Source organism: Siphonobacter sp. BAB-5405 (assembly GCF_002872335.1).
Taxonomy (GTDB): domain Bacteria; phylum Bacteroidota; class Bacteroidia; order Cytophagales; family Spirosomataceae; genus Siphonobacter.
On the sequence record NZ_NJAG01000036.1, the window covers coordinates 76072 to 91646 of the forward strand.

At 49.1% G+C, this 15575-nt stretch carries 9 protein-coding genes and 1 pseudogene; all 10 read right to left on the reverse strand.

Going from position 1 to position 15575, the window contains the following annotated elements:
- Nucleotides 1-7 precede the first annotated feature (7 nt).
- The 10 genes and pseudogenes from BWI97_RS19770 to BWI97_RS19815 all read right to left on the reverse strand — a co-directional run bounded on the left by BWI97_RS19770 (nucleotide 8) and on the right by BWI97_RS19815 (nucleotide 15525).
- Entirely contained in the window at nucleotides 8-2803 is a 2796-nt protein-coding gene (locus BWI97_RS19770; RefSeq protein ID WP_102202665.1) for a pitrilysin family protein, read from the reverse strand.
- Between the two features lie 303 nt (nucleotides 2804-3106).
- Nucleotides 3107-4801 carry a protein-disulfide reductase DsbD gene (locus BWI97_RS19775; protein ID WP_199182046.1) on the reverse strand — a complete coding sequence of 565 codons (1695 nt, stop codon included), beginning with the start codon at nucleotides 4799-4801 and terminating at the stop codon, nucleotides 3107-3109.
- A 9-nt stretch (nucleotides 4802-4810) separates the two neighbouring features.
- Nucleotides 4811-5257, reverse strand: a complete 447-nt coding sequence (locus tag BWI97_RS19780; protein ID WP_102202465.1) for a protein-disulfide reductase DsbD N-terminal domain-containing protein — start codon at nucleotides 5255-5257, stop codon at nucleotides 4811-4813.
- Between the two features lie 50 nt (nucleotides 5258-5307).
- Nucleotides 5308-6371, reverse strand: a pseudogene (locus tag BWI97_RS19785) (PLP-dependent cysteine synthase family protein).
- Between the two features lie 102 nt (nucleotides 6372-6473).
- Nucleotides 6474-7601 carry a TlpA disulfide reductase family protein gene (locus tag BWI97_RS19790; RefSeq protein ID WP_102202466.1) on the reverse strand — a complete coding sequence of 376 codons (1128 nt, stop codon included), beginning with the start codon at nucleotides 7599-7601 and terminating at the stop codon, nucleotides 6474-6476.
- Between the two features lie 26 nt (nucleotides 7602-7627).
- Complete coding sequence (locus BWI97_RS19795; protein ID WP_158242801.1) at nucleotides 7628-8980, reverse strand: RagB/SusD family nutrient uptake outer membrane protein; 1353 nt, start codon at nucleotides 8978-8980, stop codon at nucleotides 7628-7630.
- A gap of 13 nt (nucleotides 8981-8993) precedes the next feature.
- Nucleotides 8994-12341, reverse strand: a complete 3348-nt coding sequence (locus BWI97_RS19800; protein ID WP_102202467.1) for a SusC/RagA family TonB-linked outer membrane protein — start codon at nucleotides 12339-12341, stop codon at nucleotides 8994-8996.
- Nucleotides 12342-12538: 197 nt separating this feature from the next.
- The gene (locus BWI97_RS19805; protein WP_102202468.1) at nucleotides 12539-13492 is read right to left on the reverse strand and encodes a FecR family protein; all 954 of its coding nucleotides are present in this window, start codon (nucleotides 13490-13492) and stop codon (nucleotides 12539-12541) included.
- Nucleotides 13493-13674: 182 nt separating this feature from the next.
- Nucleotides 13675-14271: an RNA polymerase sigma factor gene (locus tag BWI97_RS19810; protein WP_094808622.1), complete on the reverse strand. Its 597-nt coding sequence runs from the start codon at nucleotides 14269-14271 to the stop codon at nucleotides 13675-13677.
- A gap of 273 nt (nucleotides 14272-14544) precedes the next feature.
- Nucleotides 14545-15525 (reverse strand): aldo/keto reductase, encoded by a 981-nt coding sequence (locus tag BWI97_RS19815; RefSeq protein ID WP_102202469.1) that lies wholly within the window; start codon nucleotides 15523-15525, stop codon nucleotides 14545-14547.
- Nucleotides 15526-15575 lie beyond the last annotated feature (50 nt).

Genomic DNA, 15575 nt, shown 5'->3' on the forward strand with positions numbered 1-15575 from the left:
TTTCAACCTACTGTTTAGATTCGGGTAACAGTAAAGCCTTCACACAATTCGATCCCAATACCTTTTTCGCCAGACTTTGTACGGACTCTTTGCTAACCTGGTCAATTCGCTTCATCTGCTGGAGAATCTCCTGAGGCGACTGACCGTACTGATGACTGGTAACCAGGTGATTCATCCAGTACTGATTATCCTTAAGTTGTAATTCCAGCTGACGTTTACTTTCCATCTTAAACTTGTCTACGTCCGTTTGCGAGGGACCGGTAGTTTTCAGGTGCTCTAGTAATTCCAGCGTTTTCGTGGCTAGTTCTTCCACGCGTCCGGGACTGGTCCCATAGCTAATGGCTAGTGTATAGCGGGGCTCGGGTAGTTTGAAAGCACTGGCGGAAGCTCCAATAAAATAGACCCCGCTTTCTTTTTCACGAATCTCTTCGACCAGTTTAATGTTAAGAATTTCCTTGATGGCCGTCAGATTAATGGTGTTTTCGGGCGTATAAGGTAACGCTCCGGAATAGATGAATTGAGCCGATGCTTTTTGTTCAATTCCCCGAAAAACGCTTTTGGATACCTGTCCCTGCAAGGGCCGAATGTGAAGATCGGTATACGCTTCTTTTTTCTTCTGAGAAGGTAGGCTGCCCAGGTATTTTTCAAGCAGGGGCTTCAGTTCTTCTACTTTAAAATTACCCACGAAGAAGTAGGTAAAGTCCGACGCGTTGGCAAAACGCTCCCGGTAGATTTGATACGCTTTTTGAACATTAATTTTGTCTACATCGGAAGGCTTTACGGGCATTCGACGCGGATGATACCCGCCCATGACTGCCGTTAACGTATCCCGAAATACATTCTGTGGATTGGGAGTCGCCTGATTTTGCTCAAATTCATCTTTCAGATTCGTCAGAAAACCCTGGATAACGGCTTCGTCCTTACGGGGTAACGTTAACCTGGCGTGCATGAGCTGAAAGGCCGTTTCCGCATCTTTGGGTGCAAACGAACCCGATAGCCCTTCCGCGGTTTCGTTGATGAAGGTAGAAACATTCACTACTTTTCCCGTCAGGTATTTACGTAGCTGCGTGGAAGAAAAATCGGCCACGCCTCCCTGACTAACCAGATTATTCGTAAACCGGGCCGTATTGAAATCATCGTAAAGAGCAGTGCCGCCAAAGCTATAGCCCGTGAACAAAATCTCATCGTTTTTGAAATCCGTAGGCTTGAGCACCACTTTTACGCCATTGGATAGCGTCAGCTCCGTTGCATTGATTTCAGGGAGAGATTTCTCCGCAGTAATTTTTCCCGCCTTAGGAAGACTGGTTAGCAGGGACTTAGAAACCACTTCATCTACGTAGGCCGTAAGATTTTCGGGAGTATAATCAATCCAGGCTAATAACTGGGCTTGCGTAGGTAACGTAGCTTTTTCTTTTTCGGGAGCCATCACGATAACGGCCCGGTTTTCTTTCGTCAGCAGCGTTTTGGGTAAAGCATTGACTTCTTCAAGCGTAATGCCGGGCAATTCGGCTTTAACAAATCTGGCGTACGAGTCAATACCCATCGAAGTTTCATCGCCTACGAAATCGTACATATACTCCATGGCCAGCGTTTGGGAGGAGGTCTTGTCTTTTTCCTTCAATCGTCTCTCCACGTCTGATCCGAAATTTTGCTTGGCCCGTTCCAGCTCCGTAGCCGTAAAACCAAACTTGGCCACGCGGGCGTTTTCGTCCAGTACTGCTTTCAGCCCTTTTTCAATGCCGCCCGTCTTGGCTACTACGCCGCTTACATAGGCATCGTAAGTACCCACGAAGCTACTTGTGGAGCTAAATCCATTTTGAAAAGGAGGATCGGCCCGTTGAGTCAATTCCCGCAGCCGACTGCCAATCATCTGGTTGAACAAAGACCGTTTGATTTTTTCGCGGGTATCGGCGAAGGTCTTTTCTTTCAGCTCAGGCAGTCGCGTCAGAATCTGAACAATCGTGTAGGGCTGCTCTTTATCGGTTACGATGGCCACTTTCGTATCGCTGTTGGCCGGAATCGGAAATTCACCCAGAGGCTTCGGACTCGTGGCCGCCGGAATGGCTCCGAATTTCTCCTGGATGATCTTTTCGACCTGTGCTACATCAAAATCGCCCACGGCAATAATGGCCTGATTCTGCGGCTGATACCAGGTTTTGTAGAAGTTACGAATCGTTTCGGGTTTGAAGTTTTTCAGGATTTCTTCCGTACCAATGACGTTCCGCTTGCCCCATTTCGAACCGTTCATGATGACGGGAAAGTACTCATCCCGCATCCGCTGGGAGGCACCCTTGCCACCCCGCAGTTCTTCCAGAATGACGCCCCGCTCTTTGTTGATTTCGGTTTCGTCCATGGTCAGATCGTGTGACCAGTCTTCCAAGATATCGAAGGCTCGTAAGAACACTTTCATCGAATCCGTTGGTACCGGTAGGAAATAGACGGTCTGCTCCTGATTCGTGAAAGCGTTAAGATCATCCCCGAATTTGATACCATTCGACTGAAGAAAGCTGACGAGTTCATTCTTCGGAAAACTTTTAGTGCCGTTAAAGGCCATGTGCTCGGTAAAGTGAGCCAGTCCGTTTTCGGGATCTTCTTCCTGAATGGCTCCTACTTTCACGGCCAGCATGAGGTGAGCCCGGTTCTTGGGTTCAGCGTTTTTGCGGATGTAATAGGTCAGGCCGTTGGGCAGTTTGCCCACTTTGGTTTGGGGGTCGAAGGGAATGGGCTGGTTGAGTTGCTGGGCCAGTACATTGGTCGCCAGCAGGAGCAGTCCTATAAAAAAACCGGAATGGAGTTTAGTCATGATGTTGATAGGAATAGAATGAAGCGAATTCAAGGAATCAAACTGCAGGTAATTCAAGTGATGGGATGAAATAGAGCTTTCTCAAACAAGAAAGCTCTATGGGTTTTACCTAACCAAAACAGTCTCTATTAATCTTAGTAATGTCGAACCAAGGGATCTTACAAAATGAACAGAAACTCTTCGGGAGACGGGGAAGGGCTACCAAAGAACTTCGGCCGGATGGATGCAAAATCCGGTCGATGAAGATAGAACTTTCTCAAGCGAGAAAGCCCTATCGATCTCCTCTTAACCAAAACGTGTTCACTACTTTTTATTGAGTTTACTCGCTAGGCCCGTATTTAGAAAAGCGAGAAATTCATTGGTGTCATAATTAGCACCCTGGGGCTTTACCAAGGCCTGTTCGGTGTTCGCATCCAGCAGCACGTAGTACGGCTGAGAATTGGATAAAAAATGGCTCGCTTGCAGATTGCTCCACTTCTTGCCAATCGTGCGGATGGGCTTCCCATTCACGACGGTTTGTTCCGAAGCCGCTAGCTCGGTTTTATCATCGACGTAGAGCTGAATCAAGACGTACTTTTCCCGAATGGTTTGTAAGACGGCGGGGTCGGGCCAGACGGTGGCCTCCATTTTTCGACAATTCACGCAGGCATGCCCCGTAAAATCAATCAACACGGGCTTTCCCACCTTTCGGGCGTAGGCCAGCCCTTCCTCGTAATCAAAGAAGGCATCCAGGCCCAGCGGGGCATGAAACAAATCGCTGTACTTATGAGTCGGGTGACTTTGGGCAGCTGAACCTGCATTTCCAGTTAGACTGGCGGAGTACAGATCAAAATCCTGGGTCTGCTGCGGGGGCAGAAAGGCCGCAATGGCTTTCAAAGGGGCTCCCCACAGGCCCGGAATCATGTAGAGCGAAAAGCTCAGCGAGAGAACCGCCAGAAAAAAGCGGGGTACCGACAAAGAAACCAGCGGCGAATCGTGAGCAAAGCGGAGCTTGCCCAGCAAATAGAAACCCAGCACGCCAAAGAGAATGATCCAGAGCACCAGAAACACTTCCCGGTCAAACCACTGCCAGTGGTAGGCCAGATCGACGTTGGATAAAAACTTCAGGGCCAGGGCCAGCTCCAGAATCCCCAGCGTCACCTTCACCGAATTCAACCAGCCCCCCGATTTAGGCAGGGTTTTCATCCAAGAGGGAAATAGGGAAAACAGGGTAAAGGGCAGGGCCAGGGCCAGAGCAAAACCGAACATACCCACGGCGGGTCCCAGCAACGCTCCCATGGAAGCCGCCTGCACCAGCAGCGTGCCAATGATGGGACCCGTGCAGGAAAAGCTCACCAGGGAAAGCGTCGTGGCCATGAAGAAAATGCCCAGCAGTCCACCCTGATCGGCTTTCTGATCCATCTTATTGGCCCAGGCAGTGGGCAGCATGATCTCAAAGGCTCCCAGAAAGGACGCGGCAAAAACCACCAGCAGCAAAAAGAAAGCAAAGTTGAAGAGGCCGTTGGTGGACAGGTTATTCAGAGCATCGGCCCCGAATAGAACGGTAATGAGCAAGCCCAGCGAAACGTAGATGACGATGATGGAAAGTCCGTAAATCAGGGCATTGCGGATGCCCGAGGATTTGCTTTCGGCCTGCTTGGTAAAAAAGCTGACGGTCATGGGCAACAGCGGAAAAATGCAGGGCATGAAGATGGCGGCAAGGCCCCCCAGAAGTCCTGCTACAAAGGTCATCCACAAGGACTCGCTTTCGGCCGAGGGCGTAGCCGGGGTGTTGGCTACGCCGCTCAGAGCCTGAGCACTAGAGTCCGCGGGCATCGTTGCCTGAGTCGAGGCACCCACCGAATCGGTCGTCTCTTCGACGGGGGTGAACTCCAGATCGTCGATGGAAAGCGAGTCCTGAGCCCAGACGGATGTGGTGCTGAGCAGACCCAGTACCACGAGTAAGCCCATGGCCCCGATCCGAAGCCACTGCTTCAGGGGTAAGAAATTGAGTACCATAGACGCTACTTATTTTACGGGAACAGTAAAGCTTACTTCTTCGGGGGGCAGGCACTGCTTGTCATCGCAGACCATGTATTCCAGGGTGCCTTTAACGGTCAGGGGCGTCTTGCCGGTGAGTTTGAGCTTTTGCTGAAAAATAACCTGCTTCTCAAAGTAGCTGACTTCCATACCGAACACCTTTTCCAGTTTGGTAATGGGGGTAGGTTCCTGGGTAGGTCCCTGCAGGGCATAGGCTCCGGGAGTGAATTTGAAAGAGGTGGCGACGGGACCTCCTTCCTTGACATGCTGGGAGTAAACATGCCAGCCGGGATCAATGGTGGCTTTCAAATAGACGACAGCTTCGGTAGGACTGGTTTTCTTAGCGGCGTAACTCCACTGGACGGGTTTTAAAATTTGAGCCTGTAGCGAGCTACCCACCAGCAAAGCGATGCTGGCTAACCATACTTTTTTCATACAAGGAAAAACTTAAAAATCGTGAGAACGTATACGGTGCCTGTTAACCCTTAACGAAGCAAAGGAGCCGCCAATCGGCTGATGGGTCGGTAATCCAGAAAATGAACGCTGGAAGAGAAGTACCCGGACTGGATGGGTTCCTGACGGACCAGATCCGTACTCAGGTATTTTTTATTGCTATCGCATAAGATGGTCACCACGCGAGCCTGCGGACCCAGTTGATTTTGCAGTTGAATGGCTCCAATTAAATTAGCTCCCGAAGATATGCCGACGGCCAAGCCTAGCTCGGTAGCCAGTTTTTGAGCCATCAGAATCGAATCCCCATCGGAAGCCTGCACGATGTTATCGAGTTCACTCAGGTTCACTAATTCGGGAATGTATTCGTCAAAAAGACCCTGAATGCGATGCGTACCGGTTTTATAGCCGACGGATAAGGTTGGCGATTCCGCGGGCTCCAGCGGGTGTACCCGGATCGCGGGGTTGCGTTTTTTCAAGTATCGGCCCACGCCCATCACCGTTCCACCGGTACCCACCCCGGCGACAAAAGCATCGGGGGTAATGTCGATTGCTTGCAGTTGCAGCCAAATCTCGCGACCCGTCGTTAAGTAATTGGCTTCGGCATTGAATTGATTGGCAAACTGACGCGGCAGAAACAGGCGGGGGTCGCTGGCGGCCAGTTCTTCCGAACGCTGCTGAGCCCCTCTAAATCCCCCTTGTTCTTTGGTAAATACTTCAATGTCAGCTCCCAAGCTGCTGATGATGTCCATCCTTTCCTGACTCATGCGCCGCGCATGAGGATGGTAACCGGATGCCCCAGGGCTCTGCCCACGGCGGCAAATGAAATGCCGGTACTACCGCTGGTGGCTTCAATGATGCGATCGCCCGCCTGAATTTTTCCTTCCCGGTAGGATTGATGTAACACGTGAAGAGCCATGCGGTCTTTGATACTACCGGTCAGGTTGTAATGCTCGCATTTGACGTAGATCGAACGCTCCTGGCCCTGATAGGAGTAAAAGATTTCCAGCATGGGCGTGTTCCCGACCAGATGCCAGAGGTGATTGAATTTCTCCTGAATACGGGGAGCAATTGCAATCGTTTCTATCGGTAAACTCATGATCTATTGCAAGTGGATGAAGTGTACGGGTAATGCCCCGCAGCCAAGTAATTCCGGGAAGAGTTTAGGTGTGTACTCTTCCCGGATATGACCCGGTACGGACTAATTCAACAATTCAGCAAGCTTCTTTTCCAGATCGGCTCCCCGCAGGTTTTTAGCGACAATCTTACCGTCTTTGTCCAGTAGGAAATTCGTCGGTACAACTTTCACCACGTATTTGGCTGCCGCCTCATTTTGCCAGCCCTTCAGATCCGATACGTGATCCCAGGTCAGTTTGTCCATGTCGATTGCCTTCATCCACGCGGCTTTTTTGGAGTCCAGCGATACGCCCAGGATGGTAAATCCTTTGTCACGGTACTTGTTATACGCCGCTACGACATTCGGGTTCTCCTTCCGGCAGGGGCCGCACCAGCTGGCCCAGAAATCGACCAGTACGTATTTACCCTTCAGGGAAGACAGGGCAATAGATTTTCCCGAAGTATCGGCCATGGAAAATTCGGGAGCCATTTTACCTAAACCAATCTTGGCCAGTTCGGTAGTCAGCGTTTTGATCTGTTTTCCGTAGTACGAATTCTGAACGGCTGGACTCATGCCCGCGTACAGGCCCGGCAGTTTTTCCGCTTCGGGTTCCATACTGTAATAGCTAATGGCTAAGAACGGGCTGATTACCGAGTTGGGATGCGTCTTGATAAAGGCCTGAGCTACGCTATCGGCTCGTTTGAACTGGTTTTGAACTTCCTTGGATTGAAGCTTCGCCAGACTATCGGGAAGGGCCTGTTTAGGGCCGGATCGAAAGGAAGCGTACTTCTTTTCAATGGCCTGTAACTGCGTGAAAACGACGGAATCGAGTTCGTGGCGGTGCTGTTTCCATTCCCGGGTTTCTTTGGATCCCTGAATCGTAGCTTTCGGAAGAGCGTCTTTAACGGCAGTTACCGTGGTAGGCACGCCCGGCATGATGAAAAAGGAAACAAATTGCTGACGGTTGGAAGCCAGTGAAAGGGAGGCCGTTCCTTCATGGGGCAGCGTACCTTTAAATGAAAATTTACCGTCTTTCGTAATAACCGAATCGCGGCCCATTTCTTCGCCTTTCGGATAGTTGAAGTAAATCTTTTCGTTCGTCAGACCCTTGATTTCGCCTTTGATGAGGTAGGTCGAAGCGGGTGCTTTTTGAGCAAAGGCGGCGGAGATACTCAAGAGCATCAAGCCAGCCAGCGAGGTCGCTTTTTTCATGATTTACGTTGGTTAGCAGTCGTTGATTAATAACCTGGGTTTTGTGTAAGTACCGGGTTTGCCTGAATCTGAACGGATGGAATGGGCATCAGTACGCCCGTTGCTTTCCAGCCGGGTTTGATCGGTGCCAGTACGGCATCGGCCTGATTGGTACGTTTGAGGTCGAACCAGCGGTGACCGAATTCACCGAAAAGCTCTACTTTACGTTCCTGTAAAATCGCTGCTAGCAAGGCACTTTGAGTAGTTGCGGTAGAAGCCGGCAGGCCAGCCCGATTGCGAACGATGTCGAGATCCGCTTTTGCTGTCGTGAACTGATTCAAATTTGCCTGTGCCTCAGCCCGAATCAGATACAGTTCGGCCAGTCGGAACATCACGTTGTTTTCGTTACCGGCGGTTGCCGTTTGAAGTTTGTATTTGTTGATCCGCTGGTATACGGTACTCCCAATGGTCATGGAATCGACCCATGCCGTACGACGCTTATCTCCCGCTTCGAACGAACGAACAAAGTTCGATTTCAACACAAAACCTGGAGCCACATTAGGATTGGATGTACGATAATTCGCCCCTAGTCTTGTGAAACCCAGTAAGGTAGCGGTCTGGAAAATCGTTTCGTTGCTATTGTTAATAAAAGTCGCAGAAAGATCTCCCAGGCTATATGTACCCGAACCAATCACTTCCGAAGCTTCCGCAGCGGCATTCGTGTAGTCTTTGGTGTATAGGTAGGCACGAGCTAACAATGCGGAAGCCGTATGTTTGTTGATTCGGGTACGTAAGCTACCTATGTATGCCGTCGGCAGGCTGGCTTTGGCGTCCTTCAAATCGGTAATAACCTGAGCCCAAACCTGAGCTGCCGGGGTTCGGGGAAGGCCGGCATTTAGAAACTCATCCGATGAAACCGTTAAAGGCACATCCCCGAAGTAATTTACCAAATGGAATAGTGCATAGGCACGCCAGAATTTGCTTTCGCCAAGCAACTGTTTTTTACCTGCCTCGGTCATGCCCTGTGATTTAGAAATACCCTCAATCGCCATGTTGGCCTGACGAATAAAACGATAGCCCTCAAACCAGATATTGTCGGAAACAAACGTATTCAGTGGAGAAACCGTACTACTTTCGAACTGCTCCAGATCCGGATTAGCAGGAGTGTATTCCAGTTCGTCGCTCAACAGTCCACCAAATACAGTCCAGTAGATAGTAGGGTTACTACGAATGGTAGAATACATATTTAATACCACACTGGTAGCTGAGGCATCAGAGCCAAAGGCATCATCTACCCCAATAACGGTGGGAGGATAATCAATGCTTACAAACTTCTCACATGAAGCAAGACTTAAGCCTGCCAATGTAATAAAGAGGGGAAAACGAAAGATAGATTTCATGGGAATATCCTGCTTAGAATGACACATTAAGACCTGCTACAATGGTACGGAGCTGAGGCATTGCCTGGAACTGGCCGGAACCCAACCCGGTGCCCGTACCGGGAAGTGAAGTTTCAGGATCAAGGATGTATTTTTGTTTGGCCCAGGTAAATAGGTTTTGCCCTTGTACATATACCGAAACTTTCGAAAGCTGAAGTGGCTGAATCAAGGCAACAGGAAGGCTGTAGGACAGACTTACCGTACTGAGCTTAAGAAAAGAAGCGTCTCCCCAGAGAGCATTCGAGGAAGGGTAGTAGCCAAACGCGGATGAATAAAGCGTAGTAGCTGCTGGATAAACTCCGTTAGGGTTGCTCTCGGACCACCGGTTCAGAGCCGCCGTTGTTTTGTTTACCACACTATTACCTAAGGGGAAGCCGTATAAATCAGAAAAATTAAATTGATACCCCATTCGGTGGTTAAACCGCAGGAAGACATCCAACTGGAAATTCTTGTAGGAAAGTGAGTTATTGATACCACCAAAGAAGGGAGTTCCGATAGGAGCCATCACCCGATCTTTGCTGAAGTTAATGACGCCATCTCCATCCAGATCCTGTACGGTGGGCAAACCGTTGGCATCCAGACCCGTGTATTGGTAGAGACGGGTTGCGTTGATGGGCTGGCCAATGGTATAAGAGCTGGAATTGAAAAGCTTTTGGGGATCGCCAATGGAAAGGAGCTTATTGCTCAGGAATGTAAAATTGATATTCGTTGACCATCGCAACGCAGCCGTAGCTACATTGATTGTATTCAGTTCAAATTCAAATCCCTTGTTTTGAATAACGGCATCCAGGTTACTCGAAAAGGAATTCACACCTGACTGGGTAGGCATGTTGGTACTGGTCAGCTGATCACCCGAACGATTACGGAAGTAAGCAGATTTCAGCAGAATCCGATCCTGTAAGAAACCCATTTCGAGAGCTACTTCAAGTTTCCGGGTCGTTTCCCAATGAAGCGTTGGATTCGGAATATTATAATTAATCAACGTAGCCGTTCCTGAATAAACATTATTGCTATTCGTTAACTGGTAGGTAGGGAGATAGGCATAGTTAGGAATCTGATCATTACCCGTCAACCCGTAACTACTTCTGAGTTTCAGATAACTAAACCAGGGAAGCGTTTTCATGAACTCTTCCGAAGAAACCAGCCAGGCGGCTCCAATCGCTCCAAAGTTTCCAAAACGATGACTAGGGCCGAAGCGGGATGAACCATCCCGGCGGAAGGTTCCGTTAAGAATGTACTTATTGTCCCAGCTATAGTTTACCCGACCAAAAGCAGAAGTGTATCTATAGAGCGAATAATTATTTTGGGTAACGCTCATAGTACCCGCTCCGATTAACGATTTAAGCAGAGCATCATTGGTGTAATTACGGCCTTCAATGGATTGGCCCGTAGCATTTGAGTGTTGAAACGTTCCCCCAACCAGAATGTTAATTTGATTTTTTCCAAAAGCTTTGCGGTAGTCTGCCTGAGGCTCTACAATGTAAGATTCGTTTTTATTGTTCGCAAAAACGGACGAGCTAATGGGGTTATACAGCGGGTTTTGCGAACGAGCCGGATTAACCTGAATTTGATCGACACCTGTCAACGTATACCCATTGTTGATTTTTACGTCCAGGCCGGGGAAAATGGTATATTTTAAATTCAGTTGGGTAATGAAGTTCGTGCTTACGTTGTCAAATTCCTGCATCAGCAGACCTTCGGGGTTTGAACCTCCGGTCCAGTTCAAGCTACCGTTCGCATTATACAGGGGATAGTTGGGAGCCAGATTATAGACGGAGGTAAGATCCGATCCAATCAGATTGTTCTTGAGGTGAGAATAAGAGGTCGTAAAATCAATTCTGAACTTCTGATTTGCCGTGGTATGACTACCAGCGAAACGTCCCGAAAGGGTAGTGGCTCCCAGGTTTCCGGGGAATACTGTGCCTTCTTTACGATATAAACCGCTGAAGAGGAAAGAGTTAAAGGCATTGCCTCCCGAGACCGATGCACTGGCATTCACAAATTGAGCCGTGCCGCCGAGGTATTTGCGTTGCCAATCTGTGTTCGCATTCTGATCCCACACGGTCAAATCGGGAGCGTTCGAACTATTGGGCGTCACCTTCGCCCGGGCAAAAGCTTCCTTTCGTAAGGAAAGGTATTGTTCCGTATTAAGCACAGGAACATAATAAGGCACTTTTCCCGCTCCGCTATTGACATTAACGTTGAACTGGGTTCTACCTGCTTTGCCCTTCTTCGTAGTAATTAAAATGACACCGTTCGATCCGCGTGAACCATAAATGGCCGTAGCATCCGCATCTTTCAGAACGTCGATCCGCTCAATATCTTCGGGGGGAATCAGGCTTAAAGGGCTTTGCTCCCCATTAGCACCGGAAATACCATAAGCATTCAGGTTGTCATTGGCAGGTTGTCCACCATTAAATAACGTAAACGGAACGCCATCGACCACATACAGGGGAACCGTACCCGAAGATAGCGAACCCTGGCCGCGAATCTGAATACGGACGGAGCTGCCGGGCAAACCATTATTCTGCGTAATCTGAGCTCCTGCAATTCTACCCTGCAAGGCAACCAGCGGGTTAGAAATGGTCTGGACGGAAATGTCTTTAGCGGTAATTGAACTAACCGCACCCGTATTGTAGCGTTGCGTAGTCGTTCCGTACCCGATTACCACCACATCATTCAGGGAAGCGTCTTTTGGTTTCAGATCGACTTTCAGGTACGACTGCGTTCCCAGACCTACTTCACGGGTTTCATACCCTACATAGCTGAAAATCAGCGTAACACCTGCATCCGGAGTCGTGATGCGGAATTCGCCCCGGTCATTCGTAACGGTGCCCTGGTTCGTGCCTTTCACCCGAACACTTACGCCAATCATCGGCTGCTCGGTATCGGCACTCAGTACCTGTCCGGAAATCTGCCGTTCTACCGTTGGGGCCGTTTCTGCCACCGGACTAACCGCTGGTTTGATGATAATGAGATTGGAATTTGGCTGCGTAGTAAAACTCAGACCCAGTGGGTGGAGTACTTTGGCTAATACCTGATGTAAAGGTTCCTGTACGCTGGATAAAGTAACCTTCTGGTCGAGTTGAACCTGACTGCTACTGTAGACAAATCGAACGTTCGCCTGAGTTTGCAGTTGTTGCAGCAGTTGCTTTAACGTAAGGTTCTGAGCCGAAATCGTTACCGATCGCTTCAAAACCCCCTGAGCGTAGTTATCATGAGCGAAAGCCATACTGGCCAGCAAGAGTACAAAGACGCACTGATAGACCGTAAACCGCATAATTTGATAGATAAAGACTTGGGGAGTAGACTTTTTTAGCATTAATTTGGTCAGGTTTTATTGTTCGAATAAGACAAAGGGGACCCCGATCCGCTCAAAAAGCGGAAGCTTGACAAGTGCCGGGGCCTATCGGGTCAAGGGTGGTGGTGCACTCTTGACCCTTTTTTAATGAAAAAGTGAGGAGAAGATTAGTTCATGCAGTAGATCGCTAAGGTAGTTAAAGTGAAAACAAAGGGGTGTTAATTACAGGATAAGCCCTTGAGCTCTACTTTCGAATCGGTAATCGCGTAGGTACCCCCAAACGTCTGGGTCAACACACCTAACGTATTTTCCAGGGATTGATCCGTCAGTTCAGCCGTGAACAGGCAGTTTTTCAAACGGGCCACATCATAGCTGATCTGTACATCAAACTTCTTTTCTATGCGGGCCAGTACTTCAGCCAGCGAGTTGTCATTAAAATCCATATTGTACTCGGTTCCCTGGCTATATTCCTGCTTTACGGGAGCGAATGCTGCAATATGCGTCGATTCAATTTTCTGCGTTTGCGGAGCGTAAACGGCCTTTTGACTAGGGGCCAGCGTTACCGTCTGGGCTGCCGTACTGACGGTTACTTTTCCCGTAAAAACAACGACTTCGGCCTGCTTATTCCGGCTTTTGATATTGAAACTGGTACCTAAGACTTTCGTAGTCATTTGTCCCGCATGAATAATAAAGGGGAATTTAGGATTTTTAGCTACTTCAAATAAAGCCTCTCCGTGTAATCGAACCTCCCGAATGGCTCCGGTAAATCGGGAGGGATATTCGAGGCGACTGGAATCTTTCAACCAAACCAGACTTCCGTCGGGCAGAATGACCTTTTTGATCTGATGCAGGTCCGCGTACGCGATTTGTGGGACAACGCGAGACCGATTCCATTGCCAGAACCCAAGACCCACGGCCAGCAGGAGTACAATCGAGGCGGCAATCTGAAACCGGGATCGCAACAGCCGTCGAACGGGTTTTTGCGGTTGAATCCGGTTATTCAGGGAACGCCGCATCCGGTTTTTAATCGCTTCCTGTTGAGCGGGCGGAATCTGATCAAACGAATGATCCGACAACGATTCCAACCATCGTTCGACAAGAGCGTATTCTTCCGGGTTACATTGTCCGAGCTGATACTTGGTTAATAATTCATCGAATCTGGACTCGTTCATAAAAGTCAAAGGTTGGATACAATAGATTCTATGGTTTTATGAGGTATTGCCAAAAGCATATTTTACAATGCCCGTTTACTGTAATATCGCTTGAGGGACCTTTTACGCACAGTCCAAATGAAATTTTTTCAAAATAAATGTAGTGAGGAAAAATCGAGGCCTTTAAGAATAGACAAAAAGCCTTACAGAGCCGCCGAAAAAAGGTAAGTGAACGCCCAGAAAACCAGTACATCACCTAACTGGAGCTTCAGGTGAGCGACCGCCCGGGAAAGGTAGTTTTCTACCGTTCGTTGGGAAATTTGGAGCTGGCTGGCAATTTCCAGGCTGCTGAGTTGCTGCTTGCGGCTCAGCCAGAATACTTCCTGGCATTTGTTGGGAAGCTCGGCGATGGCGGCTTCGATGCGTTGCTGCAAATCATCAACGGCCCAGCGTTCGTCCGTGGAATTGTCCATTTGCCCTTGGATGAAGTGAGCAAAATGCTCGGCAAAGACCGATTTGACTTTCTCGGAACGGAAATAAGAAACGAGCTGTCGCTTGAGAATACTAAACAGATACAGCGATAGCGAATCAGTAATGACGATGGATTGCCGATTTTCCCACAAAACAATAAAGACTTCCTGTACTAACTCTTCCGTATCCTCCTGCGAGCGAATGCGGTTATATACGTAGGCGTACAGTTTACTCCAGTACCGATCATATAGGGATGCAAACGCACTTTCATCCCCGTTTTGAAGACGTATAAGTAGTTCATGATCAGTATGGCTTCGCTCGTTTTGTATGGTGTTGCGGCGTTTTTAATCTATAAATATAGGCTGACACCGCTAATTTCTGCAAATTCTTTGGAGGAATGCTGATTGTCCGATAGGTTCTGTGGAAGCTTCACCCGTGACGTAAAATCCTTTTTATGATTCGTAGGAATGCTTTCGCCGGTTAGGGAAAAGACACTTGGGCGGGAAAGGCTGTGAAGACAACAACCCGGAAAAGCTATTGATTGGAAATAGCTTTTCCGGGTTGCTAACTACATGAGTAACTGTTGATTGGATACGTACCGTTTACTGAAGCGTCCGCAGGCGGGCAATGTCTTCATCGGTTCGGTTGCCGTGAATTTCAATCTGAGCCAACGCCCTTTCGATTTCTGCGTATTCAGCATCCGTTAAGACGACTGCGGCGGCTCCGAAGTTTTCCTCCATCCGGTGCACCTTTCGCGAGCCCGGAATGGGTACAATAAAAGGCTTTTTATGGAGCATCCAGGCCAGAGAAATCTGGGCGGGCGTGGCCTGTTTATCCGCCGCCACCTGATGTAGCAGATCCAGCAATGGTTGATTCGCCACGATATTATCCTTGTCGAAACGCGTAATGACCCGACGGGCATCCATGCCGGTATATTCGGCTTCGGGTTTGACTTGGCCGGACAAAAATCCGTTGGCCAGGGGGGAGAAGGGGACGAAACCAATGCCCAATGCTTCGCAGACGGGAATAACGTCCGGTTCAAACTTCCGCTCCATCATCGAGTATTCACTCTGAATGGCCGTCAGAGGGGTGATGGCGTGTGCACGCCGGATTTCTTCGACTGTCGCCTGCGACTGGCCCCAGCCCCGTATTTTTCCTTCCTTGATGAATTCGCCCATGCAGTACGCAATGTCTTCCACCGGAATATCTTTATTGACGCGGTGCTGGTAGTACAATTCGACGTGATCCGTACCCAATCGCTTGAGGGAAGCTTCCAGACGGTTGCGTAACGCCTGCATCAAACGTTCTCGGGAATGGCCTTCCCAGTCTTTCTGCAGTAAAAACTTGGTTGCGATTGCCACCTGATTACGCAGGGGTTGCAAGGCTTCGCCAACCAGTCGCTCATTGGCTCCCATGGCGTAAATTTCGGCGGTATCGAAGAAAGTACAGCCCAGTTCAAAAGCCCGGCGAATCAGCTGGATCGCTTCTTGCGGGGCCGGGGCTGAACCATAACCCATGCTTAAGCCCATACAGCCATAGCCAATGGCGGATACTTCCAATCGGTTTAGTGTTCTCTTTTTCATGGTTTTCGTTGACTTACCGTTCAATAGCAAGGGCTCGTAGGTGGGCTTCC